Genomic DNA, 23,492 nt, shown 5'->3' on the forward strand with positions numbered 1-23,492 from the left:
GATCCGCGGCGCTCTGCATGTTTCCGGTTCAACGATGTCCGACAGCACTTCTCCACTGATATCCGTCTGCATTCCGACCTACAACGGTCACCCGTACATCGAGGCGCTGATCACCGAGCTGTTGAGCTCATCGCGCAGCGATTTCGAGATCGTGGTGTCGGACGACTGCTCGACCGACGAGACCTGGGATTTCGTCGTTCGGGTCAGTCAGTCCGATCACCGTCTCCGGTGCTTTCGCAACGAGAACAATCTCGGCATGGACCGCAATTTCGCCGCTTGCGTGGCGCGCGCGCGTGGGCGCTTCGTGTGGCTGACCGGTCAGGACGACCGCCTGTTTCACGAGGGGCTGGATGCGATTGCGGCGATGATCCTGGCGCGTCCGGAACTCGATTTCCTGCACCTGAACTACACGCGGGTTGAAGAGGCCAAGAGCGACGGTGCGTCCATCCGGCCGGTAGCCGGCGATCAGCATGAGTTCGGCGTCGGGATAGACAGCTTTCTGGCCCGAACCGGCGGCTGGCTGCCCACCTTTCTTCCGCTGTTCGTGATGAAGAGGGCGCTCTGGGAGGGCGTGGACATCAGTCACTATTTCGGCACGTACTTCTGTCAGGTGGGGGCCTTCGTCGAGTCCTCGCGCGCGATCCGCTGGTGCCACCTGGACGGGAACTACGTGGTCGGACTGACGCCGGTCAATGGCTGGCAATTCAAGCCTTTGTCCTATGCTCGCATCGTTTTCGGAAACTACATCATGCTGGACCGTGTCGAGCGGCGTTGCGACTGGCTGGGGCCTGCGTTCATCCGGACGCAGTACCGGAAAATCTACGACCAGCTCGTGTACGTGCTCATCATGCTGAGTGCCTGCCGGCTCAGCGTGGATGCCCCTCTGCTGGAGGGCATGAAGCAGGCGGCCAGCCGCGTGCCGTATGTGAACCTGACGCTCAGACTGATGCTGCACATGCCGGCGCCGCTCGGGAAGCTTGCGGTCGTTCTGATCAAGGCGCGCCGGGTGCTCCGTCGATTCAGGTCCGGCATGCAATCAAGGTTGAGCACGCGTTCCGCTGCCCAGGGTGCGGGGTCGAGCTGATGTGCGGCATTCTCGGGTGGGTCACCACGCAATCAACGGACGGGCGGGCGCGTTTCGCCAGGGCGCTCGACACCTTGCGGCATCGCGGCCCTGATGATGGCGACATCTATGCCGCGGACGGCATCCTGCTCGGGCATCGCCGGCTGTCCATCATCGATCTGAGCAGCGCAGGGCGTCAGCCCATGGAGGATCCCGCGCTCGGCAACGTGATCACCTTCAACGGCGAGATCTACAACTACCTCGAGTTGCGTGCCGAGCTGGCGGCGCTTGGGCACGTGTTCCGCACCGCCACCGACACCGAGGTGCTCCTCCACGCTTTCCGGGCCTGGGGTGCGCAGGCGCTCAACCGGCTGAACGGGATGTGGGCGTTCGCGATCTGGCAGCCGGCGACCCGCACCCTGTTCATGGCGCGGGACCGCTTCGGCGTGAAGCCCTTCCATTACGCACTCACCCGTGAGGGGCTGGCGTTCGCGTCCGAACCGAAGGCCCTGCTGGAACTGTCGCCCGAACTGCGGCGAGCCGACGATGCGACCGTCTTCCGGTTTCTGTCGGCAGGCGAACTGCACGCCGGTGAAGACACTTTTTATGAAGCGGTGAAAGCGCTGCCCGCGGGCTGCTACGCCGAGTTCGGTCCGGATGCCGGCGCACCGAAGATCCGCCGCTACTGGGATTACCCTGCCCCGGCGTCCGTCGTGCAGGATCCGGAGGACGCTGCCCGCGAGTTTGCGTGCCTGCTGGACGATGCGGTCCGGCTGCGCACCCGCAGCGATGTCAAGGTGGGCCTCACGCTGTCCGGCGGGCTCGATTCCACCGCCATCCTTGCATCGGCACAGCGTCTGTCTCCGCAAGGCCTGCAGTGCTTCACGTCGGTCTATGGCGGAAACGAGCGAGGCGAGGCGCGATGGGCCGCCGCTGCCGCCCGTCCCTACGGAAGCGTGCCGCTGGAGGTCGAAGCGCCGAAGCAGTCCTGGCTGGACACGCTGCTGGACATCGCGTGGCACATGGACAGTCCGGGCTATTCTCCGGCGGTCTATCCGCTGTGGCACCTGATGAAAACCGCACGCCAGCAGGGCGTGTACGTGCTGCTCGAAGGTCAGGGGGCGGATGAGGCGCTGGGCGGCTACCCGCAGTACGCGGCGCTTTCGGTGCTGCAGCATCTGCGCGACATGCGCGGGTTCGCCGACCTTGGCGCGCTGGTCCGCACCGTCAGGACCTCAGCGCAGACCTTTTCGGCGCCCGTGCTGTTCAAGTGGCTGCTGCGCGAGCTCTTCCCGGTGCTGATCACGGCAAATCGCGGGCTGGCCGGCGCGGCGTCAGCGCTCGATCCGGCCTTCCGCGCGTCCATGCAGGGCCAGGCCGCTGCAGCGCATCCGGCAGGCAGCCGGGCGGCGGGCCACGATCTGCTGACCGCACGGTTGCTCCAGGACCATTCGAGAAATATCCTTCCGGCGCTGCTGCAGTACGGTGACGCGGTCAGCATGGCGCATGGCGTCGAATCCCGTCTGCCGTTCATGGATTACCGTCTGGTCGAATGGCTGTTCGCCCGCAATGAGACGTTCAAGATTGCGGATGGGCGTACAAAATGGCTGCTCAGACGCTACTTGCTGCAGGCGGGGCAGCCGGAAATTTCGGCCCGAAAAGACAAGCAGGGCTATCCCACGCCGGTGGAGCGGTGGATGGCGGAAGACAACGGGCGCTTCGTGCGCGATCTGCTGCTGGCGCCTGACGCCTGCATACGCAGATACTGCGACCGCGCGGCACTTGCACGCCTGATCGACCGGCACGCCTCGGGCCGCAAGGGCAGCGGCAATCACGTGTATCGACTGGTGAGTACCGAACTATGGATGCGCCGCTGCCTATCTCAACAGTAAATACCCGCGCTCCGATCGCGCTCTTCGTCTACAACCGTCCGGAACATACGCGCCGTACCGTCGAGGCGCTGGCCGCGAACGAAGGGGCCGCGGCGTCTCCGCTGTTCATCTTTTCCGATGCCCCGCGCACGCCTGCCGCTGCGCCGCTCGTGGAGCAGGTGCGTGCCTACGTCCGCACCGTGACCGGATTTGCGCAGGTGACCGTGGTCGAGCGCAGCGCGAACATGGGTCTGGCCCGGTCCATCATCGAGGGCGTCAGCGATCTGACCGAACGCTTCGGCCGGGCCATCGTGCTGGAAGACGATCTGGCCACCGCGCCCGGTTTCCTGTCCTTCATGAACGACGCGCTCGCTGCCTATGCCGATGACCCGCGGGTGTTGAGCGTATGCGGCTACATGTATCCGGTGATGTTCGATACCCCGGCCGACACCCTGTTTCTGCGCGCACCGCACAGCTGGGGCTGGGCCACCTGGAAGGACCGCTGGTCCCTGTTCCGGTCTGACGGGGCGGCGCTTCTGCAGGCACTCGAGGCGCGGCAGCTGCTGGGCGCGTTCGATGCCAACGGGCCTCACGACTACACCCGCATGCTCAAGGACCAGATCGCCGGCCGCAACGATTCGTGGTTCATCCGCTGGTATGCGGCCTCTCTGCTCGCCGACCGCATGTCCCTCTACCCGGTCCGGTCGCTGGTGAGCAATATCGGCATCGACGGCAGCGGCGTGCATTGCGCCGAGTGGCGTTTCGATCCCTATGCGGTCCAGCTGCAGGGCGGGCGGCTCAAGGTCGAGGTGGCGGAACCGGTCGAGTCCCCTGCCGCGAAGGCGACGCTCGCCCGTTACTACCGACGGGTGCAGTGGCTCCGCTACGTGAATTTCGCCTACCGGAAGCTTGCGCCGCTGCGGCGTCTTGTCGGGTGGCCCGACCCTGCCCGGCAGACGGTGCGGTCATGAGCCGGGTACTCGATCTGCTGCGCTGGGTGCTGGTGCGCCGGCGGGCGCTGGCCCGCCGCCTGCCCGGCTTCCATGCATCCGTGTTCAGCTATGCGGACGATCGCTCCACCTTCGAGGGCTACAACCAGCTGACGCCGGGTACACTGGCTTTCAGTGCGCGCGTCGGTCGGGCCAGCTACATCGGCGGCGCGCGCGTGCAGAACTGCCGGATCGGCGCTTTCTGCAGCATCGGGGCTCGCACCCGGATCGGCGGCCTGAGCCGCCATCCGACGCACTGGCTGTCCACCCATCCCGCCTTCTTTTCGCCCCGGGCGCAGGCCGGCTTTTCCTTCGTCGATGCGCTGCATTTCGACGAAGTGGCCGATGTCACGATAGGCAACGACGTGTGGATAGGCGCGGGCGTGATGGTGCTCGACGGTGTGACCATCGGGGACGGCGCGATCGTCGCCGCCGGCGCCGTGGTCACCCGCGATGTCGCGCCCTACGCGGTGGTCGGCGGCGTGCCCGCACGGGTGATCCGTTTCCGCTATCCGGACGCGTCCATCCGGGCGCTGCTCGAACTTGCCTGGTGGTCGTGGCCGCTGGAAAAGATTCGCGCCGCGGCCCCGCTGTTCCGGCAGCCCGGCGATCAGGCCGTGCAGCAATTGGTCGAGTTCGACCGCCGCCATTCATCGTGATCGCAGCCGCACGTCTCAGGCTCGCAAGCCGTCGATAGATACATGAAGATTTCCATCATCACCGTCTGTTACAACTCGGTCGCCACGCTGGGCGACACCCTTGCGTCGGTGGCCGCCCAGGACCATCCGGATGTCGAGCACATCGTGATCGATGGTGGTTCGACCGATGGCACCCAGGCGCTGGTCGAGCGCGAGGGCGGCCATGTAAAGGTGTTCGTGTCAGAACCCGACAAGGGCATCTATGACGCGATGAACAAGGGCATCCGTCGGGCGACCGGCGACATCGTCGGCTTCATCAACGCGGACGACTTCTATCCGTCGTCTGACGTGCTGTCCTCGGTGGCCGGCGTGTTCGAGGATCCGGGCATCGAGGTGTGCTACGGCGATCTCTGCTACGTGCGGCAGGACGACACCTCGCGCATCGTGCGCTACTGGCAGTCCAGCGATTTCCGTCCCGGGCTGTTCCTGCGCGGCTGGTGCCCGCCGCATCCGACCTTCTTCGCGCGTCGCGAGGTGTATGCGCGGCACGGGCTGTTCGACCTGCGCTACCGCATCGCGGCCGACGTTGAAATCATGTCGCGCTTCCTCGAAGTGGCCCGCGTGCGTGCTCGCTATCTGCCCAAGCTGCTGGTGAAGATGCGCATGGGCGGCACCACCAACCGCAGCCTGGGCAACATCTGGCGGCAGAACCGCGAGATTGCCGACGCGCTGAAATCGCACGGCCTGCCGTTCTCGCTGCCGCGCTTCGCACTGTCCAAGGTGCTGTCGCGCGGTCGCCAGTTCGTGGCGCGTCCGGACTGATGGCGGGCCTGTCGGGCAGCCCGGTCGTGGTGACCGGTGCCAGCGGTTTCGTCGGCGGCGCACTGGTGCGTCGTCTGCGCGCGGACGGGGTGCCGGTGCGTGCGGTCGTGCGCACGCCGGGCAAGGGCGGGCCGGATGCGCTGCGTGGCCCGGCACTGGGACCGGATGCGGACTGGTCCGCGCTGCTGGCCGGTGCCGATGCGGTGGTGCACACCGCGGCCCACGTTCATGTCGAGGCGACCGGCGACGAAACGGCAGGCTCGGCCTTTCGCGTGGCCAATGTCGAGGGCACCCGACGCCTTGCGGAGCAGGCCGCCGCCGCTGGCGTGCGCCGTTTCGTATTCATCAGTTCGATCGGCGTGAATGGTCCGCGTGCCGATCATCCGTTCACTGAAAGCGATGCGCCGGCGCCGCAGGGGCCGTATGCCCGCTCCAAGTTCGAGGCCGAACAGGTGCTGCGTGAAGTCGCTGCACAAGCCGGCATGCAGTGGGTCGTGCTCCGCCCGCCGCTGGTCTATGGGCCGGCGGCCCCCGGCAATTTCGCGCGTCTGGTGTGCTGGATGGCGCGTGGCGTGCCGTTGCCGCTGGGCGCGGTGCATAACCGGCGCACCTTGGTCGCCATCGACAATCTGGTCGATCTGATCGTGACCTGCCTGCACAGCGAAGCTGCAGCCGGACAGGTGTTTCTGGCCGGTGACGGCGAAAGTCTTTCCACGCCGGATCTGCTGCGCATCGTCGCGCAGGCCCAGGGCCGGCGCGCCTGCCTGCTTCCGGTACCGGTTGCGCTGCTGCGCGCCGCTGCCGCGCTGGTCGGCCGCTCGACCGACGCCGAGCGGCTGTGCGGGAATCTCGAAGTCGATATCGGCAAGGCGCGCCGGGTGCTCGGCTGGACACCGCCGCTGCCAGCGCATGAGGCGCTGCGTCGTGCGGTGGTGGAGGCCGGGTCATGAACGGGGCGCTGCTGGCGGCAGCCGTGTCGGCAGGCGGGGCGGCCGCTGTGCTCTGGCTGCTGCTGCGTACCGGCTGGGCCTGGCGCATGGCTACCGACGAGCCCAACCACCGGTCGCTGCATACACGGGTGACGCCGCGCGTCGGGGGCTGGGGGATCGTGGCTGGCACTGTGCTCGCGCTGCTGACCGCAGGGGTAGCACCGCTGTGGGCGGCGCCGGCAGCCGTGCTGGTACTGGTGTCCTTTGCTGACGACCGCCACGGCCTGTCCACCGGTCTGCGTTTCGCCATTCACTTCGTCGCGGCCGCGGCGCTGGTCGCACTGGCCGGCCTGCCCTGGCTGCTGGCGCTGCCGGTGGCGGTGCTGACGGTATGGATGACCAATCTGTACAACTTCATGGACGGTTCTGACGGGCTGGCCGGCGGCATGGCGCTGTCCGGTTTTGGCGCCTGTGCGCTGGCCGCACTGTCCGCCGGCCAGGCTGATCTGGCGGTGGTGGCGGCGGCGCTGGCGGGTGGCGCGGCGGGTTTCCTGCGGTTCAATCTGCACCCGGCCCGGGTGTTCATGGGCGACGCGGGTTCCATCCCGCTCGGTTTCATGGCTGCCGCACTGGGGCTGGAAGGCGCGCTGCGTGGCGCCTGGGCACCCTGGTTCGTGCCGGTGGTGTTCGCGCCCTTCATCGTCGATGCCAGTGTCACGCTGGCGCGCCGCATGCTGCGCGGTGAGCGCTTCTGGCAGGCCCATCGCGAACATTTCTACCAGCGGCTGGTACGCTCCGGTTTTGGACATGCGCGTACCGCATGGTTTTCCTATGCGCTGATGGCCCTGTGCGCGGCCTGCGCACTGGTCGCCCGCGCGGCGGGCGCAGCCTGGATTCTGGCGCTGCCGGCTGCGGCTCTGTTTGCCGCCGGGCTCTGGATAGACCGCCGCTGGCGCGCCTGGAACGACACTCAGGACACTCGATGAATCGCAACATCCGTTCGCTGATGGCGTACGCATTCGACCTGCTGGCGATGGTGATCGCCTGGGTCGGCGGCTACCTGCTGCGCTTCAACTTCGTCTGGCCGCACCAGTACACCGACCTCATGCTCAGCGGTGGCGCCATCCTGCTGCCGATGCACGCCATCATCTGCCGCTGGGCGGGCCTCTATCTGGGCATGTGGGTGTTCGCCAGCCTGCCTGACCTGCGTCGCGTGCTGAAGGCGGTCATGGCATCGACCCTGGTGCTGGGGCTGATGATGCTGCTGTACCGGCCGGGGCCGCTGCTCATTCCGCGTTCACTGCTGGTGCTCTATCCGCTGCTGCTGCTCATCGTGATGGGCGGTGGCCGGGTGGCTTACCGGATGTGGAAGGAACACCGTCTCTACGGCGGCCTGATCGCCCAGGGCAAACCGGTGGTGGTGGTCGGCGCCGGCCGCGGCGGCGCCATCCTGGTGAAGGAACTCGAACGCAGCCCGGACTGGCGTGTGGTCGGTCTGGTCGATGACGACTCGCTCAAGTGGGGGCGCGAACTGGCGGGGCATACGGTCTATGGGCCGGTGTCCAGCCTGCCCGAGGTGCTGCAGGCGGAGAAGGCGCGACACGTCATTCTGGCCATGCCGTCGGCGGCCCGCGCCAGCATCCGTGCCGCCACCGATCTGGCGGCCGCGGCCGGTGCCGAGGTGTTTACCGTGCCCGGCATCGAGGACGTCATGTCCGGCAAGGTGTCCATCGAGGCGCTGCGCAAGGTCGAGATCGAGGATCTGCTCGGGCGCGAACCGGTGCAGCTGGACAACAACGGGCTGCAGCATCTGATCGCCGGGCGTACCGTGCTGGTCAGTGGCGCGGGCGGCTCGATCGGCAGCGAACTGTGCGTGCAGATCGCCCGCCTGAAGCCGGCGGTGCTGGTGCTGTTCGAATCGTCGGAATTCGCGCTTTACCGCATCGAGCAGAAACTTCAGTCGCTGCACCCGGGGCTGGTGCTGCGCTGCCTGGTCGGTGACGTGAAGGACGCGGCACGGATGCGCGCGGTGCTGCAGCAGGCCCAGCCGCAGGTGGTGTTCCATGCGGCGGCCTACAAGCACGTACCGCTGATGGAGAGCGACAACGCCGCCGAGGCGCTGCGCAACAACACGCTGGGCACGCTGGTGATCGCGCGCGCGGCGGTGGCGGCCGGCGTCGAGCGCTTCGTCATGGTGTCCACCGACAAGGCGGTCAATCCGACCAATGTGATGGGCGCGAGCAAGCGGCTGGCCGAAATGGTGTGCCAGGCCATGCAGGGCGCGGGGGGCACGCGTTTCGTCTGCGTGCGTTTCGGCAATGTGCTCGGATCTTCCGGCAGCGTCATTCCGCTGTTCCAGGAGCAGATCGCCCGCGGCGGCCCGGTCACCGTCACCCATCCGGACATCATCCGCTACTTCATGTCGATTCCCGAGGCGGCTCAGCTGGTGCTGCAGGCGGCGCTGATGGGCGAGGGCGGCGAAATATTCGTGCTCGACATGGGCGAGCCGGTGCGCATCGCCGATCTGGCGCGCGACATGATCCGGCTGTCCGGCATGTCCGAAGCCGACATCAAGATCGAATTCACCGGACTGCGGCCGGGCGAAAAGCTGTACGAGGAACTGCTGGCCAGCGACGAAACCACGCGGCCGACGCACCACCCCAAAGTGCGTATCGCGCGGGCGCGCTCGGTCGATGACGAACTCTGGCTGGCACGGCTGGAGCGCTGGCTCGGTACCGGGCTGCCGGCCGATCCGCCGGCACTGCGCGGCGAACTGGCGCAGTGGGTGCCCGAGTACGCGCCGCAGAACGACGGCCCGGCGCCGCTGCCGACCGCGCCCGCCTCGGGCGAACGCGTGAGCGGCGCATGAGCACCTGGGCCATCGGCGATCTGCAGGGCTGTTTCGACCCGCTCGAAACCCTGCTCGAACGCTGCGGCTTCGACCGGCGGCGCGACCGGCTGTGGTTCGTCGGCGATCTGATCAACCGCGGTCCGAAGTCGCTGGAAACGCTGCGTTTCGTGCGTGACCTGGGCGATGCGGCGGTCACCGTGCTGGGCAATCACGATCTGTCGCTGCTGATGATCGCGGCCGGCCACGGCAAGCTGCACCGGCTCGATACCTTTCACCATGTTCTGGACGCACCGGACCGCGACGAACTGGTGGACTGGCTGCGTCACCGGCCGATGATGCATGTCGACGGGCCGCATGCGATGGTGCATGCCGGCCTGCTGCCGCACTGGGACGTGCCGCAGGCGCTCGGCCTGGCACGCGAGGTCGAACAGGCGCTGCGCGGCCCGGATCATGTCGAGTTCATGGCCCGCATGTGGGGCAGCGAGCCGGCGGCCTGGAGCGATACGCTGGCCGGCTGGGACCGCCTCCGCGTCATCGTCAATGCGATGACCCGCATGCGCTTCTGCACGCCGGGCGGGCACATGGATTTCCACAGCAAGGGCGAGCCGGACGAACCGCCGGTCGGTCATCTGCCCTGGTACGCCATCGAAGGCGCGCGCTGGCGCACCCACACGCTGGTGTGCGGCCACTGGTCGGCCCTGGGTTACCGCACCGCCCCCAACCTGATCGCGCTCGATTCCGGCTGTCTGTGGGGCGGTCAGCTCACCGCAGTGCGGCTGGAGGACGGCGCCGCGGTGCAGGTGGACTGCGAGCGCTGTGCGCGGATGTAGCCGCACACGGCGCCGCTCCGCATAGAATGCAGCCTCGACACGGAGACTTCCCACCATGATCGGGCTGTTCCTGATAACCCACAGCAGTTACGGCGAGTCGCTGATCCAGTGCGCCTGCCACGTGCTCAACACGCGGCCGCCCCAGATCGCGCAGCTCGGCGTGTCCGGGCAGGACGATCCGCTCGATCTGCTGCCGATGGCGCGCCGCCTCATGTCGGTGGTCGACAGCGGCGAAGGCGTGCTGCTGCTGACCGATATTTTCGGTGCCACGCCGGCCAACCTCGCGCTCAAGCTGTGCGAGCCGGACCGGGTGGAGGCAGTCGCCGGCGTCAATCTGCCGATGCTGCTGCGTACGCTCACCTACCGTGAGCGCGAGGATCTGCACGGTCTGGTCAATAAGGCGGTCAGCGGTGGCCGCGATGGAGTGATGGCGATGAAGGTGGGGCGCGATGCCAAGACGTGAGATCGAAATCACCAACAAGCTCGGCCTGCATGCGCGGGCCTCGGCCAAGCTCACCCAGGTCGCCAGCCGCCACGGCTGCGAGGTGTGGCTGGAGCGCAATGGCCGGCGCATCAACGCCAAGAGCATCATGGGCGTCATGATGCTGGCTGCCGCCAAGGGGACGACCATCGTGATCGAAACCGAAGGCGCCGATGCCGATCAGGCCATGAGTGCCCTGGTGGCACTGATAGAGGACAAGTTCGGCGAGGGCGAGTGAAGTGACCTTCACGCTGCATGGCCTGGCGGTGTCAGGTGGCATCGCCATCGGTCACGCCTATCTGGTGTCGCACGCGACGCTGGAAGTGGCCCACTACACGGTGACCGCACGCAAGGTCGAGGACGAAGTCACCCGGCTGGGCACCGCCTTCGACGCGGTGCGCGCCGAACTGGCCGACCTGCGCAGCGGGCTGCTGAACGACAGCACCGAGGCGCGAGGCGAACTGCTGGCCTTCGTCGACCTGCACAGCATGATCCTCGACGATCCGACGCTGTTCGACGAAGCCTGCGAATACGTGCGCAGCCGCCGCTGCAACGCCGAATGGGCGATCAAGCGCCAGATGGACCGCCTGGTCGAACAGTTCGAACAGATCGACGACGCCTATCTGCGCAGCCGCAGCGCCGACGTGGTGCAGGTGGTCGAGCGCGTGATCAAGGCGCTGGCCGGCAAGCGCAACCGCATGAGCACCCGCCGGCGCGACACCGACAGCATCGTGGTGGCGCACGACCTGTCGCCGGCCGACACGATCCAGTTCAAGGCGCAGCGCATCGCCGCCTTCGTGACCGATCTCGGCGGCGCCACCTCGCACACCGCCATCGTCGCGCGCAGCCTCGCCATTCCGGCGCTGGTCGGCATGCACCACGCGCGCACGCTGATCCAGGACGACGACCTGCTCATCGTCGACGGTCTGCGCGGCGCGCTCATCATCAATCCGGACGAGCGCATCCTCGACGAGTACCGGCTGCGCGCGCGCGAGATCGAGATCGAGCGCTCCAAGCTCAAGCACCTCACGTCGGCGGTCGCCACCACGCTGGACGGCGAACAGGTGCAGCTGTTCGCCAACATTGAACTGCCGCAGGACGTCGAGCAGGTGAAGGAGGTCGAGGCCGACGGCATCGGCCTGTTCCGCACCGAATTCATGTTCCTGAACCGCGACGCGCTGCCGGACGAGGACGAACAGTTCGAGGCCTATCGCAGCGTGGTGCAGGCGATGAAGGGCAAGCCGGTCACGCTGCGCACGCTGGACATCGGCGCCGACAAGGCCCTGCGCGGCGCCGAGCGCAGCGAAGCCAATCCGGCGCTGGGCCTGCGCGCCATCCGCTACTGCCTGGCCGAGCCGCGCATGTTCGTCACCCAGCTGCGCGCCATCCTGCGCGCCGCCCACTACGGCAAGGTGCGCATCCTGTTGCCCATGGTGGCGTTCCAGCACGAGATCGAATCCGCGCTCGCGATGATCGCGCTCGCCAAGCAGCAGTTGCGCGAAGCCAACCGCAAGTTCGACGACCGGGTCGAGGTCGGCGCCATGGTCGAGATTCCGGCGGCGGCGATGGCGCTCGGCACGCTGATGAACCACTTCAGCTTCCTGTCCATCGGTACCAACGACCTGATCCAGTACACGCTGGCGATCGACCGTGCCGACGAGGCAGTGGCCCATCTGTACGACCCGCTGCATCCGGCGGTGCTGCGACTGGTGCAGCAGGTGATCGCCCAGGCCAAGCGGGTGGGCATGCCGGTTGCGGTGTGCGGTGAAATGGCCGGCGAACCGCAGTTCGCCCGCCTGCTGCTGGGCATGGGACTGCGTCAGTTCTCGATGCATCCGTCGCAGTTGCTGGAGGTGAAGCGCGAGGTGCTGCGCTGCGACTGCGGCGATGTGGCGCCGCGCGTGATCAAGCTCTTGCGCTCTGACGATCCGATCCGCATCCGCGAGCAGCTTGAGCGCATCAACGCCGGCAGCACGCCGGTGCAGTGAGCCGCATGCGCATCCTGGGCATAGACCCCGGCCTGCGCATCACCGGCTTCGGCGTGCTCGAAGCCGAGGGCGCACAGCTGCGCTACGTTGCCAGCGGCCGCATCACCTCGAACGAGCGCGAGCCGCTGCCGTCGCGCATCGCCACGCTGTTTTCCGGCATACGCGAAGTGGTCGATACCTGGCAGCCGACGCATGCGGCGGTCGAAATCGTGTTCGTGAACGTGAATCCGCAATCGACGCTGCTGCTGGGCCAGGCGCGCGGTGCCGCGCTGTCGGCACTGACCGCCACCGGCCTGCCGGTGGCCGAATACACCGCGCTGCAGGTGAAACAGGCGGTGGTCGGCCACGGCAAGGCGAACAAGGATCAGGTGCAGTACATGGTGGCCCGCCTGCTCGCGCTGGCCGCAGCCCCCGGTGCCGACGCCGCCGATGCGCTGGCCTGCGCCATCTGCCATGCGCACGCCGCCCGCGGCATGGGCGCCATCGGCGGGCCGGGGGCACGCCGTCGCGGCGGGCGTATCATCGCGCGTCGTCCGGCCTGATTCCGGGAGCGGCGCCCCTGCCGCGACGCGGCCCGTGCAAGGCGCTTTCTTCTGCTCACGGCCAGAATCGCGGCGGTGGCGCCGCTCCCACGGCACCCTGACCCGGCACCCCATCCTTCCACCCAGGAGTCCTCATGATCGGTCGCCTCACCGGCACCCTGCTGGAAAAGAATCCGCCGCGCATCCTGCTCGATGTACAGGGCGTGGGCTATGAAGTCGATGTGCCGATGAGCACCTTCTACAACCTGCCGGCCACCGGCGAACGAGTGACGCTGCACACCCATTTCGTGGTGCGCGAGGACGGTCACTTCCTGTTCGGTTTCGGCGCGCCAGCCGAGCTGGCGGCTTTCCGCCAGCTGGTGAAGATCAGCGGCATCGGGCCGCGCATGGCGCTGGCGGTGCTGTCCGGCATGTCGGTCGATGAACTGGCGCGCGTGGTGGCGGCGCAGGAAGCCGGCCGCCTGACCAAGATTCCGGGCATCGGCAAGAAGACCGCCGAACGCCTGCTGCTGGAACTGCGCGACAAGCTGATGCCCACGGTGTCGCTGGCGGCTGCGGTCACGCCGGATGCCGGTGCCGACATCCTGAACGCGCTGGTCGCGCTCGGCTACAGCGATCGTGAGGCGCAGGCTGCGCTGAAGACCCTGCCGGAAGGCGTGGGCGTGTCAGACGGCATCCGGCTGGCGCTGAAGGCGCTGTCCAAGGCCTGAAACGGGGGGCAGCGGCGGGGCCGCGCCCCGCTCAGAACTCCAGCGAGTCCGCGAACTTCAGTGCGCTGAGCTGGGCACGATTGACCGCATCCGGCTGCAGGCCCAGCGAATGGGTCAGTTCGGCCAGTGCGTGGGCAGTGGGCTCCTCGCAGGCGCGCGCCAGTTTGAGGAAGGGCGTGTAGGCGCCGTCGCGGCCCAGCAGCGCGTCGCTGATGCGCTCCGGCAGCGTCATTTCTTCCAGCACCGCTTCCATCGGTGCGCCCAGCAGGCGGTCCAGCAGCGAGAAAGCGCCGGCGATGAACAGATTGTCGTGTTCCTCGCGCGGGAAGAATTCGGCGCCCAGCACTTCCATCAGCCGGCCGCGTGCGATCGCCGCCTGCATCAGCGCCGGGGCCGACGGATCCTTGGCCGCGGTCACCAGCAGCAGCGACAGCCACTTGTTCAGCTTTTCATAGCCGAGGATGACCACCGCGTGGCGGAAGGACTGCACTTCGCACATCAGACCGAAACCGGCCGAGTTGATGTAGCGCAGCAGCTTGAAGGACAGCGCCACGTCCTGCTTGAGTGCGGTTTCGATCTTCTGCACGTCGGCATTGTGGCGCACCAGATTCAGCACGCGCACGATCTGCGCATGCCCGGGCGCCAGCTTCTTGCCGGCCGCGGCCTGCAGGCCGGCCTTGAAGAACCAGCCGGTGGCGCCGCCGTAGCCGGCCTTCACTGCGGCGTCGAAACCGGTCACGTCCTCGATGCCGGTGGCCAGCGGAATGCCCGCCACCTGGATGGTGGAGGGCTGCACCCGGGCATCCGCCATCACGAAGCGGAAATTCAGCCCGGCCGGCAGGCCGATACCGGCCTTGTAGTCGGACAGCACCAGCGGCAGCCCGGCCTGGGCCAGCTGGCCCACCGCCGCTGCGGTCACGGGGTCGGCCAGCGACGGCGCGTTCACTTCCAGCATGGCGCCTTCCGGTGCAATCCAGTCGGCCAGCGTGGCGTCCGGCGTGCAGCCGGCCAGCCCGACGAACACCGGGCGGGCCAGCGGCCAGTCCTCGCCCAGCGCTTCCAGTGCGCGGACCGCGGTGGCGCAGTCCGGGGCGTGCACCCGCATGCGGGTGGCGGTGATCGCACGCTGTTTGTTGACGACCGGTTCGCGGGTGAGGAAGACGTTCGGGCTCATGAGGTGGATCAGGTCGAATAGGTGAATGAATCGGCGTGAAAGTGCTCTATCGGCAGCGCGCACTGGCGGGTGAAGTCGTCCTTGGCCGCGTCGATCATGGCCGGGCCACCGCAGGCATACACCTGGTGCCCGGACAGGTCGGGCAGATCGGCCATCACCACCTGATGGACCAGGCCGGTGCGGCCGGTCCAGGCGTCGCCGGCGGCGGGCTCGGACAGCACCGGCACGTAGCGGAAGCCGGGCAGGGCGGCGGTCCAGCTTTCGGCCAGTTCGTTCATGTACAGGTCCTGCTTCGTGCGCGCGCCCCAGTACAGCGTGATCGGCTGCGTGTAACCCACCTTGATCGCGTGCTCGATCACCGCCTTCATCGGCGCGAAGCCGGTGCCGCCAGCCACCATCACCACCGGGCGCGCCACGTCCTCGCGCAGGAAGAAGCTGCCGTGCGGGCCTTCGAAGCGCAGGATGTCGCGCTCCTTCATGCTGTTGAACACGTGGCCGGTGAAATGGCCGCCCGGCACTTCGCGGATGTGCAGCGTGATGAATTCGTCGTCGTGCGGCGCATTGGCGATCGAGAAACTGCGGCGCTTGCCTTCCTTCAGCAGGAAATCGATGTACTGGCCGGCCAGGAACTGCAGGCGCTCGTTGGCCGGCAGCTTGAGCTTGAGCAGCATCACGTCGGGCGCGAGCTTCTGGATTTCCTGTACCCGGGTCGGCAGCGTGCGCACCGCGATGTCCTTCAGGCCGCCGACCTCGCGGCATTCGAGCACCAGGTCGGAGCGCGCGGTGGCCACGCAGAACAGCGCGTAGCCCTGGGTCTTTTCGGCATCGGTCAGCTTGGCGGCCTGATGCTGGCCGTAATCGACCGTGCCGGACAGGACCTTGCCCTTGCACGAGCCACAGGCGCCGTTGCGGCAGCCATAGGGCAGGTTGAAGCCGGCAGTGAGCGCGGCGTCGAGCAGGCGGGTTTCGGCATCGGTGGTGAAACAGTGCTGGCTGGGCTGGAGGGTGACCTGATAGGACATGGCTGCGTGAGACAATCCGGTAATGAACAGAACGAAACGGTCGCGACGGTCCGCCCCTGCTGCATGGTGCGGCGCGCGGTCAAGACTGCTGATTGTAGGCTGTGGCGACGTCGCGCGTCGCGCCCTGCCCGGTTTGACGCGTCGCGTGCGCGTGCTGGCGCTTGCCCGCAGCGGTGATTCAGCGGCTGCGCTGCGGCCGCTGGGCGTGCGCTGCGTGCGGGCCGACCTCGACGACCGGCGCAGCCTGCGACGCATTGCGTCGCTTGCCCGCTGGGTCTGGCATTTCGCGCCGCCGCCCAATACCGGCGGTGCGACCGATGCGCGCAGTCGCGCGCTGGTCGACGCGCTGACGGCCGCCGGCCGCGTGCGGCGCCTGTGCTACATCAGCACCAGCGGTGTCTATGGCGACTGCGCCGGCGCCGTGGTGCCGGAAACCCGGCCCTTGCGCCCCGCCAGCGCCCGCGGCAAGCGGCGGGTCGATGCCGAGCGCGCGGTGCGTACGCTGGCACGCCGCGGCGTCGCGGTATCCATCCTGCGCGCGCCCGGCATCTACGGGCCGGACCGCCTGCCGCTCGACCGCCTGCGCCGCGGTGATCCGGTGCTGCGCGCCGAGGACGACGTGCACACCAATCACATCGACGCAGCCGATCTCGCCCGGCTGGCCTGGGCGGCGCTGCATCGCGCGCGGGGCGGGCGTACTTTCAATGCCAGTGACGACACCCGGCTGAAGATGGCCGACTATTTCGACCGTGTGGCCGATGCCTGCGCGCTGCCGCGCCCGCCGCGGGTGTCGCGCGCCGAAGCCGGCGAGCGGCTGAGCCCGATGACGCTCTCCTTCATGAGCGAATCGCGGGTGCTGGACAACCGCCGCATGAAGCGCGAACTGCGCCTGCGGCTGGCGCGGCCCGATGTCGACGCGGTGCTCGCCGACGCACTGAATTCCTCTTCCACGACCTCCTGACCCTGTCGACCATGCAAAGCAGCTATCTGTGGGCCAAGGCCCTGCACATCGTTTTTGTCACCAGCTGGTTCGCCGGCCTGTTCTACCTGCCGCGCCTCTTCGTAAACCTCGCCATGCTCGGCCCGGAGGAAGTCGCCGTGCGCGACCGCCTGCTGCTGATGTCGCGCAAGCTGCTGCGCTTCATGGGCCCGCTGTCCGGCCTCGCGGTCGGTTTCGGCCTGTGGCTGTGGCTGGGCGAGGGCATCTCCGGTGGCTGGATGCACGCCAAGCTCACGCTGGTGCTGCTGCTGATCGGCTATCACCATTACTGCGCACGGCTGCTGCGCGACTTCGAGGCCGGGCGCAACACGCGCAGCCATGTCTGGTACCGCTGGTTCAACGAAGCGCCGGTGCTGGTGCTGTTCGCGGTGGTCATCCTCGTCGTGCTGAAGCCCTTCTGAGCCATGAATACAACTTCGAACTCCCCCAGACCCGGCGTGCGCGCCGTTCGCCGCGTGGTCCGCGAAGAGCCGGAACTGAAGCCGGGCCAGCATTTCTTCTCGCCCTGTCCGCGCGGTCTTGAACCGGTGCTGGCCGAGGAACTGACCCGCCTCGGCGCGGCCGATGTGAAGGTGGTGCCGGGTGGCGTCGGCTTCACCGGTGAGTGGAAGCTGGTCTATACCGTCAATCTGGAAAGCCGCATCGCCACCCGCGTGCTGTGGCGCGTCGGTCAGGGGCCGTACCGCAAGGAAGACGACATCTACAAGCTGGCCTACGGGCTGCAGTGGGAACGCTGGTTCAGCCCCAAGCGCACGCTGCGCGTCTATACGACTGCGGTGCGCTCGCCGCTGAAGAGCGTCGATTTCGTGACGCTGCGGGTGAAGGACGCGATCTGCGACCGCATGCGCGAACAGACCCGTCAGCGGCCCAGCATCGACACCGCCAATCCGGACGTGCGCGCCCACGTGTTCCTGACCGACCGCGAAGCCACGCTCTACCTCGATACCTCGGGCGAGCCGCTGTACAAGCGCGGCTTCAAGGTGGCCGCAGTCGAGGCGCCGATCAAGGAAAACCTCGCCGCCGGCATCATCATGCTGTCCGGCTGGGACAAGGTGGAGCCCTTCTTCGACCCGATGTGCGGCAGTGGTACCTTCCTGATCGAAGCGGCGCAGATGGCGCTCGACATCGCGCCCGGCCTCGGTCGCAGTTTCGCCTTCGAACATCTCACGCCCTTCAGCGCCGGTGCGTGGGCGACCGTCCGCGATGCTGCTGCCGCGCGCGCCCAGCCGCCGCGCGAACTGCCCATCTTCGGCTCCGACATTTCCGGCCGCGAACTGGCGCGCACCAAGGAAAACCTGCAGGCAGCAAAGCTGCCCTGGGTGGTGCGGGTCGAGGGGGCGGATCTGCTCGACCGCGAACCGCCTACCGACCACGGCGTGATGGTGACCAACCCGCCCTACGGCGTGCGACTGGAAGACAAACCGGCGCTGGACGCCTTCTACCCGAAGCTCGGCGATCTGCTGAAGCAGCGCTACGCCGGCTGGCGCTGCCATTTCATCACCGCCGATCCGGACTTCCCGAAGCTGATCAAGCTGAAGGCCAGCCGGCGCACGCCGCTGTTCAACGGTGCGCTGGAATGCCGGCTGTTCGAGTACCGCATGGTCGAAGGCAGCCTGCGCGGACCGAAGCCCACCGCCGCCGGCGAACCCTGAGGCCTGCCGGCAGTCTGATCGGGCGTCGCCCTTGAAAGGACTGCCGGATGCGCTTCACGCCCTGCAAGACATGGATGTGCGCCGCGCTGATCGCGTGCGCGCTGCCCGCCGGCGCCGCCGCGCCGGCCGCCAATGACTGGACGCTGGCCGGCAGCCTCGGCCTGATGCAGTTCATCGTGGTGCCAGAGGCCTCCGCGCGCGACCGCGACTACTACACGCGAGTGATCGAACAGCGCTGCGGCAAGGAAGAAACCTGCTTCCTGCGCTTCTTTACCAACAGCACCGGTGCCCCGCCCACGGTGCCGCTGCCGGACGCCATCCTGGCCGAACCGACCGCCATGTTCCAGCGCTCGGTCAAACAGTTGCGCGAGCAGTTCCAGTGGAGCTGCCGGCTGCAGCTGGCGGAAGCGAACTGCTTCTGAGCGCCGCGGCGCTTCGTGCGCGAAGCGATAGATTGCGCGTTGCAGCATGCGCTTGATGCACATCAATCCCCTACGGCTGGCAGGGCCTTAGCGTGACGGCATGAGACGTCTCAACGGTTTCACGAGCACCGTCCGGACGCCATGCCATTCATTCATCAGGGGAGTTTCATCATGAAAACCATTCTTTGTGCGCTTGCAGCAGGTGCTCTTTCGCTCACCGCCGGCAGCGCCTTCGCCGCCGACGCCGCCACCGACGCCGCCATGGTCAAGCTGGCCGGCAGCAGCGGCTGTACCGTGTGCCACAGCGTCGAGCCCTCGACCAAGGCAGGCGAAAAGCCGGTCGGCCCGGCCTGGCGCGACGTCGCCGCGCGCTACGCCGGCAACAAGGACGCGCAGAAGACGCTCACCCAGACCGTGATGAAGGGCTCCAACCCCTACGACAGCCACTGGAAGGGCAAGGCCGCCGGTCTGGCCATGCCGCCCAACGCGGTCGCGATCAACGAAGCCGACGCCGGCAAGCTGGTGGGCTGGATCCTGTCGCTGAACACGAAGTGAAGCCGTGCCGGGCCGGGCGCCCGGCTTGACTTGAACCCCGCACCCCCTTAAGGTGCGGGTCCGCGCCGATTTGAGCCTCCAGCTTGCGGGCGCGTTATAAATGCCGCTAAAGCGAGCTGCCCACGACCCGTCAGCACGCTTTCCGCGTCCGGCGGGTTTTTCGTTTCTGTCTCCCGCCTTTCGATGATCACGGGTCGCCGCTCCACGGAGAGACCCGATGATTCGTCCAGACTGCACCGAACAGCTCAAGGCCCTGATGGCCCGCCGCATCCTGATCCTGGATGGCGCGATGGGCACCATGGTGCAGAAGCACCGTCTGGTCGAGGCCGACTACCGTGGCACGCGTTTCGCCGATCACCCGAAGGACCTCAAGGGCAACAACGACCTGCTGCTGCTGACGCGGCCGGACGTGATCCGCGGCATCCATGCGGCCTACCTCGAGGCCGGCGCGGACATCATCGAAACCAACACCTTCAACGCCACTACGATTTCGCAGGCCGAATACGGCCTGGAAGCCATCGTCCATGAGCTGAACGTCGAAGGTGCGCGCATCGCGCGCGAGGCGTGCGACGAATACACCGCGAAGAATCCGGACAAGCCGCGCTTCGTCGCCGGCGTGCTCGGCCCGACCTCGCGCACCTGTTCGCTGTCGCCGGACGTGAACGATCCGGGCTTCCGCAATGTCACCTTCGACCAGCTGGTCGAGGACTACGTCGCCGCGGCGCGCGGCCTGACCGAGGGCGGCGCCGACCTGCTGCTGGTCGAAACCATTTTCGACACGCTGAATGCCAAGGCCGCGCTGTTCGCGCTGGAGCAGTTCTTCGACGAGGCTGGCCGCCGCTGGCCCATCATGATTTCCGGCACCATCACCGATGCCTCCGGCCGCACGCTGTCCGGCCAGACCGCGGAGGCGTTCTGGAATTCGCTGCGCCATTCCAACCCGATCTCCTTCGGCTTCAACTGCGCGCTCGGCCCGAAGGACATGCGCCAGCACGTCGAGGAACTGGCGCACCTGGCCGACACCCACGTGTCCGCCCACCCGAACGCCGGCCTGCCGAACGCCTTCGGCGAATACGACGAAACGCCGGCCGACATGGTGAATCACCTGCGCGAGTGGGCGCAGTCCGGCTTTCTGAACATCGTCGGCGGCTGCTGCGGCACCACGCCTGACCACATCGCCGCGTTCGCGCAGGCGATGGACGGCATGGCGCCGCGCGTCGTGCCGGAGATCGAGCGCAAGCTGCGCCTGTCCGGGCTGGAAGCGTTCAATGTCGGTGCCGATTCGCTGTTCGTGAACGTCGGCGAGCGCACCAATGTGACCGGCTCGCGCGCCTTCGCGAAAATGATCCTGGAATCGCGCTTCGACGACGCGCTGGCTGTGGCCCGCCAGCAGGTCGAGAACGGCGCCCAGGTGATCGACATCAATATGGACGAGGCGATGCTGGATTCGGTCGCCGCGATGGAGCGCTTCCTCAAGCTCATCGCCTCCGAGCCGGACATTTCGCGTGTGCCCATCATGCTCGACTCGTCGAAGTGGAGCGTGATCGAAGCCGGCCTGAAGTGCATCCAGGGCAAGGGCGTCATCAATTCGATCTCGATGAAGGAAGGCGAGGCCGAATTCCTGCGCCAGGCCAGGCTCGCGCGCCGCTACGGCGCCGCGGTCATCGTGATGGCCTTCGACGAAAAGGGCCAGGCCGACACCTACCAGCGCAAGACCGAAATCTGCCAGCGCGCCTACACGCTGCTGACCGAACAGGTGGGCTTCCCGCCGGAAGACATCATCTTCGATCCGAACATTTTCGCCATCGCCACCGGCATCGCCGAGCACGACAACTACGCGGTCGATTACATCGAAGCGGTGGGCTGGATACACAAGAACCTGCCGTACGCCAAGACGTCAGGCGGCGTGTCCAACGTGAGCTTCTCCTTCCGTGGCAACGACCCGGTGCGCGAGGCGATCCACACGGTGTTCCTGTACCACGCGATCAGCAATGGTCTGTCGATGGGCATCGTGAACGCCGGCCAGCTGGGCGTATACGAAGACATTCCGCAGCCGCTGCGCGACAAGGTCGAGGACGTGGTGCTCAATCGCCACCCGGGGGCCGGCGACGCGCTGGTCGAATTCGCCATCACGGTGAAGGGTCAGGCGAAGGAATCGACGCAGGATCTGGCCTGGCGCGAATGGCCGGTCGAGAAACGGCTGGAGCACGCACTGGTCAAGGGCATCACCGAATTCGTGGTCGAGGACACCGAAGAGGTGCGCGCACGGCTGGAAGCCGAAGGCATGCCGCCGCTGGCGGTGATCGAAGGCCCGCTGATGGCCGGCATGAACCACGTGGGCGACCTGTTCGGTGCCGGCAAGATGTTCCTGCCGCAGGTGGTGAAGTCCGCCCGCGTGATGAAGCAGGCGGTGGCGCATCTGCAGCCCTATATCGAGGCGTCGAAGAAGGCCGGCGAAACCAAGGGCCGGGTCGTCATGGCCACGGTGAAGGGCGATGTGCACGACATTGGCAAGAACATCGTCGGCGTGGTGCTCGGCTGCAATGGCTACGAGGTGATCGACCTCGGCGTCATGGTGTCGTGCGACCGCATTCTGCACACCGCGCGCGAACAGAAGGCGGACATCATTGGCCTGTCCGGCCTGATCACGCCGTCGCTGGAGGAAATGAGCCACGTCGCGTCGGAAATGAAGCGCGAGGGCTTCGACATTCCGCTGCTGATCGGCGGCGCCACCACCTCGCGTGCGCACACCGCGATCAAGATCGCGCCCCATTACGACCACCCGGTGGTGTATGTACCCGACGCCTCGCGCGCGGTCGGTGTGGCGACCAGCCTGCTGTCGAAGGAACAGCGCGTGGCCTATGCCGCAGAAGTGGCGGCCGACTACGTGAAGATCCGTGAACAGCACGCGGCCAAGAAGGGCCAGAAGCTGGTGTCGCTGAACGATGCGCGCGACAACGCCTACTGCTGCGGCTGGGGCAGCGAGGTCATTCCCGAGAAGCCGAACACGGTCGGCCGCCAGGTGATCGCCGATCAGGATCTGGCCGCGCTGGTGGACTACATCGACTGGGGCCCTTTCTTCCAGACCTGGGAGCTGTCGGGTCCGTATCCGGCCATCCTCGACGATGCCGTCGTCGGCGAGGAAGCGCGCAAGCTGCTGGCCGACGCGCAGGCCATGCTGCAGCAGATCATCGCCGGCAAGTGGCTCACCGCGCGCGCGGTCTATGGTGTGTGGCCGGCCAACAGCCGTGGCGACGACATCGAGTTCTATGCCGACGAGACGCGTCTGAATACCACGATGACCTGGCACAACCTGCGCCAGCAGCACGAACGTCCGGCCGGCAAACCGCATTACTGCCTGTCCGATTTCGTTGCGCCGCGCGCCAGTGGCGTGGCCGACTGGGCAGGCGCCTTCGTGGTGACCGCCGGCATCGGCATCGAAACCAAGCTGGCCGAGTTCGAGAAGACGCACGACGACTACAGCAGCATCATGCTGAAGGCGCTGGCCGACCGTCTGGCCGAAGCCTTTGCCGAGTATCTGCACGCCAAGGTGCGGCGCGAGGACTGGGGCTATGCGCGCGACGAACAGCTCGACAACGCGGCGCTGATCGCCGAGAAGTACCGCGGCATCCGGCCGGCGCCGGGCTATCCGGCCTGCCCGGACCACACCGAGAAGGGCGATCTGTTCCGTCTGCTCGATGCCGAGGCGGCGATCGGCGTGTCGCTGACCGAAAGCTACGCCATGCTGCCGACCGCGGCGGTGAGCGGCTTCTACCTCGCCCACCCGGACGCGCAGTATTTCGCGATCACCAAGGTGGGTGCCGATCAGGTGGCCGATCTGGCGGCCCGCAAGGGCATGCCCGAGCCGGTCATGAAGCGCTGGCTTGCGCCGGTGATCTGACCGACGGTCTGTGTCAGGCCGCGTGGCGTGCTTGCCCTGCCGCGCGGCCCTT

The 23,492-nt window shown here is 67.3% G+C and carries 22 protein-coding genes and 1 riboswitch; of the genes, 20 read left to right on the forward strand and 2 right to left on the reverse strand.

The window, feature by feature from the left end; all coding sequences use genetic code 11:
* Positions 1-34: 34 nt before the first annotated feature.
* The 14 genes from METUNV2_RS0101405 to ruvA all read left to right on the forward strand — a co-directional run bounded on the left by METUNV2_RS0101405 (position 35) and on the right by ruvA (position 13,714).
* Complete coding sequence (locus tag METUNV2_RS0101405; RefSeq protein ID WP_018227731.1) at positions 35-1,084, forward strand: glycosyltransferase family 2 protein; 1,050 nt, start codon at positions 35-37, stop codon at positions 1,082-1,084.
* Complete coding sequence (gene asnB, locus METUNV2_RS0101410) at positions 1,084-2,955, forward strand: asparagine synthase (glutamine-hydrolyzing) (protein ID WP_026187779.1); 1,872 nt, start codon at positions 1,084-1,086, stop codon at positions 2,953-2,955. Before METUNV2_RS0101405 ends, asnB begins: the two co-directional genes overlap by 1 nt.
* Positions 2,925-3,905 (forward strand): glycosyltransferase, encoded by a 981-nt coding sequence (locus METUNV2_RS18790; protein WP_018227733.1) that lies wholly within the window; start codon positions 2,925-2,927, stop codon positions 3,903-3,905. The genes asnB and METUNV2_RS18790 overlap by 31 nt, the downstream gene beginning before the upstream one ends.
* A complete protein-coding gene (locus METUNV2_RS0101420; RefSeq protein ID WP_018227734.1) occupies positions 3,902-4,582 on the forward strand; it encodes a CatB-related O-acetyltransferase in 681 nt (226 codons plus the stop codon). The genes METUNV2_RS18790 and METUNV2_RS0101420 overlap by 4 nt, the downstream gene beginning before the upstream one ends.
* A 42-nt stretch (positions 4,583-4,624) precedes the next feature.
* On the forward strand, positions 4,625-5,383 hold the full coding sequence (locus tag METUNV2_RS0101425) for a glycosyltransferase family 2 protein (RefSeq protein WP_018227735.1): 759 nt from the start codon (positions 4,625-4,627) through the stop codon (positions 5,381-5,383).
* The gene (locus tag METUNV2_RS0101430; protein ID WP_018227736.1) at positions 5,383-6,333 is read left to right on the forward strand and encodes an NAD-dependent epimerase/dehydratase family protein; all 951 of its coding nucleotides are present in this window, start codon (positions 5,383-5,385) and stop codon (positions 6,331-6,333) included. Before METUNV2_RS0101425 ends, METUNV2_RS0101430 begins: the two co-directional genes overlap by 1 nt.
* On the forward strand, positions 6,330-7,298 hold the full coding sequence (locus METUNV2_RS0101435) for an MraY family glycosyltransferase (RefSeq protein ID WP_018227737.1): 969 nt from the start codon (positions 6,330-6,332) through the stop codon (positions 7,296-7,298). The genes METUNV2_RS0101430 and METUNV2_RS0101435 overlap by 4 nt, the downstream gene beginning before the upstream one ends.
* Complete coding sequence (locus tag METUNV2_RS0101440; RefSeq protein ID WP_018227738.1) at positions 7,295-9,181, forward strand: polysaccharide biosynthesis protein; 1,887 nt, start codon at positions 7,295-7,297, stop codon at positions 9,179-9,181. Before METUNV2_RS0101435 ends, METUNV2_RS0101440 begins: the two co-directional genes overlap by 4 nt.
* Positions 9,178-9,993 (forward strand): symmetrical bis(5'-nucleosyl)-tetraphosphatase, encoded by an 816-nt coding sequence (locus tag METUNV2_RS0101445; RefSeq protein ID WP_018227739.1) that lies wholly within the window; start codon positions 9,178-9,180, stop codon positions 9,991-9,993. Before METUNV2_RS0101440 ends, METUNV2_RS0101445 begins: the two co-directional genes overlap by 4 nt.
* A gap of 55 nt (positions 9,994-10,048) precedes the next feature.
* Positions 10,049-10,456 carry a PTS sugar transporter subunit IIA gene (locus METUNV2_RS0101450; RefSeq protein WP_018227740.1) on the forward strand — a complete coding sequence of 136 codons (408 nt, stop codon included), beginning with the start codon at positions 10,049-10,051 and terminating at the stop codon, positions 10,454-10,456.
* Positions 10,443-10,712: an HPr family phosphocarrier protein gene (locus tag METUNV2_RS0101455; RefSeq protein WP_018227741.1), complete on the forward strand. Its 270-nt coding sequence runs from the start codon at positions 10,443-10,445 to the stop codon at positions 10,710-10,712. The genes METUNV2_RS0101450 and METUNV2_RS0101455 overlap by 14 nt, the downstream gene beginning before the upstream one ends.
* A gap of 1 nt (position 10,713) precedes the next feature.
* On the forward strand, positions 10,714-12,462 hold the full coding sequence (ptsP, locus tag METUNV2_RS0101460) for a phosphoenolpyruvate--protein phosphotransferase (RefSeq protein ID WP_018227742.1): 1,749 nt from the start codon (positions 10,714-10,716) through the stop codon (positions 12,460-12,462).
* Between the two features lie 5 nt (positions 12,463-12,467).
* A complete protein-coding gene (ruvC, locus tag METUNV2_RS0101465; protein ID WP_018227743.1) occupies positions 12,468-13,004 on the forward strand; it encodes a crossover junction endodeoxyribonuclease RuvC in 537 nt (178 codons plus the stop codon).
* A 134-nt stretch (positions 13,005-13,138) separates the two neighbouring features.
* Positions 13,139-13,714: a Holliday junction branch migration protein RuvA gene (gene ruvA, locus METUNV2_RS0101470; protein WP_018227744.1), complete on the forward strand. Its 576-nt coding sequence runs from the start codon at positions 13,139-13,141 to the stop codon at positions 13,712-13,714.
* Positions 13,715-13,745: 31 nt separating this feature from the next.
* On the opposite strand, the gene METUNV2_RS0101475 is transcribed toward ruvA, so the two are convergent.
* Both METUNV2_RS0101475 and METUNV2_RS0101480 read right to left on the reverse strand, forming a co-directional pair.
* Complete coding sequence (locus METUNV2_RS0101475) at positions 13,746-14,888, reverse strand: EAL and HDOD domain-containing protein (RefSeq protein ID WP_018227745.1); 1,143 nt, start codon at positions 14,886-14,888, stop codon at positions 13,746-13,748.
* Positions 14,889-14,896: 8 nt separating this feature from the next.
* Positions 14,897-15,910, reverse strand: coding sequence for a CDP-6-deoxy-delta-3,4-glucoseen reductase (locus METUNV2_RS0101480; protein ID WP_018227746.1), 1,014 nt, complete (start codon positions 15,908-15,910; stop codon positions 14,897-14,899).
* Positions 15,911-15,932: 22 nt separating this feature from the next.
* Here METUNV2_RS0101480 and METUNV2_RS0101485 point away from each other — a divergent pair, with 22 nt between their 5' ends.
* From METUNV2_RS0101485 to metH, 6 genes are all read left to right on the forward strand, one after another.
* Entirely contained in the window at positions 15,933-16,871 is a 939-nt protein-coding gene (locus METUNV2_RS0101485; RefSeq protein ID WP_269745062.1) for an NAD(P)H-binding protein, read from the forward strand.
* Positions 16,872-16,882: 11 nt separating this feature from the next.
* Complete coding sequence (locus METUNV2_RS0101490) at positions 16,883-17,311, forward strand: CopD family protein (protein WP_018227748.1); 429 nt, start codon at positions 16,883-16,885, stop codon at positions 17,309-17,311.
* A 36-nt stretch (positions 17,312-17,347) separates the two neighbouring features.
* Complete coding sequence (locus tag METUNV2_RS0101495) at positions 17,348-18,562, forward strand: THUMP domain-containing class I SAM-dependent RNA methyltransferase (protein ID WP_018227749.1); 1,215 nt, start codon at positions 17,348-17,350, stop codon at positions 18,560-18,562.
* Positions 18,563-18,609: 47 nt separating this feature from the next.
* Positions 18,610-18,984: a hypothetical protein gene (locus METUNV2_RS0101500; protein ID WP_018227750.1), complete on the forward strand. Its 375-nt coding sequence runs from the start codon at positions 18,610-18,612 to the stop codon at positions 18,982-18,984.
* Positions 18,985-19,155: 171 nt separating this feature from the next.
* Positions 19,156-19,539 (forward strand): c-type cytochrome, encoded by a 384-nt coding sequence (locus tag METUNV2_RS0101505; protein WP_018227751.1) that lies wholly within the window; start codon positions 19,156-19,158, stop codon positions 19,537-19,539.
* A 52-nt stretch (positions 19,540-19,591) separates the two neighbouring features.
* Positions 19,592-19,670: riboswitch (SAM riboswitch) on the forward strand.
* Positions 19,671-19,756: 86 nt separating this feature from the next.
* Entirely contained in the window at positions 19,757-23,440 is a 3,684-nt protein-coding gene (gene metH, locus METUNV2_RS0101510; RefSeq protein WP_018227752.1) for a methionine synthase, read from the forward strand.
* Positions 23,441-23,492: the final 52 nt, after the last annotated feature.

This window comes from Methyloversatilis universalis EHg5, from assembly GCF_000378945.1.
GTDB classification, from domain to species: domain Bacteria; phylum Pseudomonadota; class Gammaproteobacteria; order Burkholderiales; family Rhodocyclaceae; genus Methyloversatilis; species Methyloversatilis universalis_A.

Coding starts and splice junctions, on each gene's coding strand:
- METUNV2_RS0101405 (WP_018227731.1), top strand. CDS start 35: ATGTCCGACAGCACTTCTCCACTGATATCCGTCTGCATTCCGACCTAC.
- METUNV2_RS0101475 (WP_018227745.1), bottom strand. CDS start 14,888: ATGAGCCCGAACGTCTTCCTCACCCGCGAACCGGTCGTCAACAAACAG.
- METUNV2_RS0101485 (WP_269745062.1), top strand. CDS start 15,933: ATGAACAGAACGAAACGGTCGCGACGGTCCGCCCCTGCTGCATGGTGC.
- METUNV2_RS18790 (WP_018227733.1), top strand. CDS start 2,925: ATGGATGCGCCGCTGCCTATCTCAACAGTAAATACCCGCGCTCCGATC.
- asnB (WP_026187779.1), top strand. CDS start 1,084: ATGTGCGGCATTCTCGGGTGGGTCACCACGCAATCAACGGACGGGCGG.
- METUNV2_RS0101430 (WP_018227736.1), top strand. CDS start 5,383: ATGGCGGGCCTGTCGGGCAGCCCGGTCGTGGTGACCGGTGCCAGCGGT.
- METUNV2_RS0101505 (WP_018227751.1), top strand. CDS start 19,156: ATGAAAACCATTCTTTGTGCGCTTGCAGCAGGTGCTCTTTCGCTCACC.
- METUNV2_RS0101450 (WP_018227740.1), top strand. CDS start 10,049: ATGATCGGGCTGTTCCTGATAACCCACAGCAGTTACGGCGAGTCGCTG.
- METUNV2_RS0101490 (WP_018227748.1), top strand. CDS start 16,883: ATGCAAAGCAGCTATCTGTGGGCCAAGGCCCTGCACATCGTTTTTGTC.
- METUNV2_RS0101480 (WP_018227746.1), bottom strand. CDS start 15,910: ATGTCCTATCAGGTCACCCTCCAGCCCAGCCAGCACTGTTTCACCACC.
- METUNV2_RS0101425 (WP_018227735.1), top strand. CDS start 4,625: ATGAAGATTTCCATCATCACCGTCTGTTACAACTCGGTCGCCACGCTG.
- METUNV2_RS0101455 (WP_018227741.1), top strand. CDS start 10,443: ATGCCAAGACGTGAGATCGAAATCACCAACAAGCTCGGCCTGCATGCG.
- METUNV2_RS0101445 (WP_018227739.1), top strand. CDS start 9,178: ATGAGCACCTGGGCCATCGGCGATCTGCAGGGCTGTTTCGACCCGCTC.
- METUNV2_RS0101420 (WP_018227734.1), top strand. CDS start 3,902: ATGAGCCGGGTACTCGATCTGCTGCGCTGGGTGCTGGTGCGCCGGCGG.
- ruvC (WP_018227743.1), top strand. CDS start 12,468: ATGCGCATCCTGGGCATAGACCCCGGCCTGCGCATCACCGGCTTCGGC.
- metH (WP_018227752.1), top strand. CDS start 19,757: ATGATTCGTCCAGACTGCACCGAACAGCTCAAGGCCCTGATGGCCCGC.
- METUNV2_RS0101435 (WP_018227737.1), top strand. CDS start 6,330: ATGAACGGGGCGCTGCTGGCGGCAGCCGTGTCGGCAGGCGGGGCGGCC.
- METUNV2_RS0101500 (WP_018227750.1), top strand. CDS start 18,610: ATGCGCTTCACGCCCTGCAAGACATGGATGTGCGCCGCGCTGATCGCG.
- ruvA (WP_018227744.1), top strand. CDS start 13,139: ATGATCGGTCGCCTCACCGGCACCCTGCTGGAAAAGAATCCGCCGCGC.
- METUNV2_RS0101440 (WP_018227738.1), top strand. CDS start 7,295: ATGAATCGCAACATCCGTTCGCTGATGGCGTACGCATTCGACCTGCTG.